General features: G+C 74.5%; 2 protein-coding genes. One reads left to right on the forward strand and one right to left on the reverse strand.

Annotated features, from left to right (window positions below):
- Window positions 1-1,517, reverse strand: a 1,517-nt coding sequence (gene efeU / locus BEP24_RS16165; RefSeq protein WP_065965203.1) for an iron uptake transporter permease EfeU, incomplete at its 3' end; no start/stop codon positions are given.
- 69 nt (window positions 1,518-1,586) lie between these two features.
- Here efeU and BEP24_RS16170 point away from each other — a divergent pair.
- Window positions 1,587-2,305 (forward strand): trimeric intracellular cation channel family protein (locus BEP24_RS16170; RefSeq protein WP_065965205.1); only part of this gene is annotated, 719 nt, incomplete at its 3' end.

The raw sequence follows: 2,305 nt of genomic DNA on the forward strand, positions 1-2,305 counted from the left end.
GTGGTCGTGGGGGCGGGGAGGCGGCGTCGGTCGCGCACCGCGAGCGCGGCCTGGGCGGCAGCGGCGACGAGCAGGGCGATCGGCAGCCAGGCGTTCCAGAGCCGGAGCTCGGCAGCGCGGGTCTGTGCGGCGGCGACGGCCGCGGCCGTGCGGTCCGCCGTCGCGGAGGGGACGGCCCACACGTCGCGTTCCAGCGTGGTCGTCCGAGCGGCCGGGAGGCCCCCACCGCGCAGCGTGAGCACGTCGCGTTCCGAGCGGGTCGCGTCCAGGACGCCCCCCGCGACGGTCGTGAGGGTCGTGCTCGCGCGGACGGTCCAGGTGGCGGCGAACGGGCCGGGGTTCGTCGACGGCGAGACGCCGACCGGGACCCGCCCGAACAGTCCGACGAGCTGGTCGAGCGTCAGGCTGGTCGGCCGGTCCGCAGACGGGACGTCCTCGGTCACCTGCCACTGGTCCGCGGTGGTGCCCGCGCGGGCGACGCGGCGGTGGGCCGACGCGGGCAGGGTGAGCCGCGCCTCCCGGCCGCTCCCGGCCACGCGGAGGACCGCCGCCGCACCGTCGACGGACGCCGTGACCGACGTGGCGTCGCCGGTGACGGCGACCGTGCGCGGCACGTCGGGTCCGGTCCCGGACGGGACGGCGACCGCGAGCACGACGGCGGCCGCGGCGAAGGAGGCGGCGAGGACCGCTCGGAGCCGCGGGACGCGAGCGGGCGCGGGGCGCCATGCCCGCGGCCACAGCGAGATCGCGAGGACCGGGACGACGTAGAGGACCCAGCCGAGCACCTCGATCACCCGCGGGTCCGCGGGGATGCCGAGCACGCCCGTGACGAGGGCGCCGCGGAGCGAACCGTTCGGCGCGAGCCACCCGAGGTCGACCGTGCGCTGCTGGCCGATCACGATCCACCCGGCCTCGTGCGCGTGCCGGATCGCGGTGAGCACGAGGCCGCCCGCGACGAAGACGAGGAAGACGCCCGTGCCGGTGAAGAAGCGGCGGAGGTCGAGCCGGACGCCGCCCGTGTAGATGCCGTAGCCGACCAGGACCGCGACGGCGATGCCGATGACGGCGCCGAGGGCCGCCGTGCCGGTGTCCGCGGACGCCTGGAACGTGGCGAGCAGGAACACCGAGGTCTCGAAGCCCTCCTTGAGGACGGCCAGGAACGCCATGCCGGCGAGTGCCCAGGCGGTGCCGCGGCCGAGGGCGGCGGTCGCGCTCGCCTCGAGGTCCTGCGACAGGGTGCGGGCGTGCGTCCGCATCCACACGATCATGCCGGTGACGAAGACCACGGCGACGACGCCGATCACGGTCTCCATGCCCTCCTGCTGGGCCTGGGGCAGCGCCTGCTCGACGGCCTGGAGGCCGAAGCCCACGGCGATGCTCAGCGCGACGGCGAGGCCGACCCCGGCCCACATCGGGGCGAGCGGCGCGCGGTTGCGACGCAGGAACGCGGCGATGATGCCGACGATGAGCGTCGCTTCGAGGCCTTCGCGGAGGCCGATGACGAGTGTGGCGATCATGGCGTAGGTGAGGCTAACCTAACCGCACCGCGATCCGCCACCTGCGGCCCGTGGGGTTTGATTGTTCTCATGAACCTGCTCACCCCCGAGGGCCTGGCGTCGGTGACGAACGTCCTCGACCTCGCGGGCGTGTTCGCGTCCGCGCTGCTCGGTGGATCGCTCGCCCGCACCATGGACTTCGACCTGTTCGGGTTCCTCGTCGTCGGCTTCGTCTCCGGCCTCGGCGGCGGCATGCTCCGCGACACCCTGCTGCAGAACGGTCCCCCGGTCGCGCTCGTCGACCCGCTGTACGTGCCGGTCGCGATCGTCGGCGCGCTCATCGCGTTCCTCGTGTCCTTCTCCGAGCTCACGTGGGACCGCCTGTTCACCGTGCTCGACGCCGCGGTCATCGGCTTCTGGGCGGTCGTCGGCGTGCAGCGCACCTTCGACGCCGGGCTCGAGTGGCCGGCCGCGATCATCATGGGGACGATCACCGCGGTCGGCGGCGGAGCGATGCGCGACATGCTCCTCCGCCGTGTGCCGGCGGTGTTCGGCGGGAACGCGCTGTACGCGACCGTCGCCGTCGCCGCGTCGGCCGTGATGGTCGTCGCGTCGCACCTCGGCTCCCCCACGATCGGGATCATCGCCGCGATCGTGCTGTCCCTGGGGCTGCGCTACGGCGCGGTCCGCCGGGGCTGGGGGCTGCCGAACGGCCGCGACTGGCAGCCGAAGTCCACGCTCGAACCGCTCAACGTCTTCGGCGCGCGGCAGCGGCACGTCGGCCCGAACGCGCTCCCGGTGAACCGCAC

The organism is Curtobacterium sp. UCD-KPL2560, assembly GCF_001705035.1.
GTDB lineage: Bacteria > Actinomycetota > Actinomycetes > Actinomycetales > Microbacteriaceae > Curtobacterium.